This is a genomic window from Vibrio sp. 1078-1 (assembly GCF_033340475.1).
In genome coordinates, this window is the sequence record NZ_JAWOWM010000240.1 from 1 (window position 1) to 776 (window position 776).

1 protein-coding gene is annotated in these 776 nt (G+C 45.9%); it reads left to right on the forward strand.

Going from position 1 to position 776, the window contains the following annotated elements:
- The coding region (locus R7190_RS26865) for a DUF927 domain-containing protein (protein WP_318137796.1) at positions 1–776 on the forward strand (776 nt) is incomplete at both ends.

Sequence of the window (776 nt, forward strand, 5' to 3'; positions counted from 1 at the left end):
TATCGAATCTGTATCTGTCAATTACAACGATGTCATGCTGCCTCTGGATGAGATTGGCATGGCGAGAAGTGAAAATTTGGATACAGCGGCTTACCAAATTGTGAATGGCGATGGAAAGTTAAGATCGTTAATTACAGGGGCTTTAGGTAAACAAGCAAAGTGGAGAACCTTGGTGCTTAGCACTGGTGAAGTTGGTTTGATCGATTTGCTGGAAGAAATAGGCAAAAAGCCCGCCGCAGGCCAGTTGGTCAGGATAGTGGAGATACCGTTGACGGAAAAATATGGCTGTTTTTCTAGCATTCACCGATTTAATGACTCTCACGAATTTGCCAAACATTTGGAAGAGGCAACGAAAAAGCACTATGGTTCGTTATTTCCAGCTTGGATGTGCTTGATAGTAAAGCAGCCAGATCTGGAACTGTTGTTAAGATCGGAAACGGATAGGTTGATGCAGCGCTGGAAAGAAAGCTGTATGTCAGCTCAAGTTCTTAGGGTGCTGCATCGCTTTTGCTTGGTTGCCGTTGCGCTCTCACTGGCCTCTCGACACAAACTCGTACCGTGGAGCGAAGAAGAGTCTTTATTCTCTGTGTACAGTATTTTTCAGCGCTGGATTGCAGCCAGAGGGCACACTCAAAATCACGAAGAGTTTGAAGTGCTTTTGGCATTGAAGCGGGCTCTCGCCAAATGGGAAAAGCAGTTAAGTGAGATATCCAGCGGAAGATCATCAAACACGGGGTACTTCCGACGTGATGGAGATGAGATCCAGTGGCTGATTC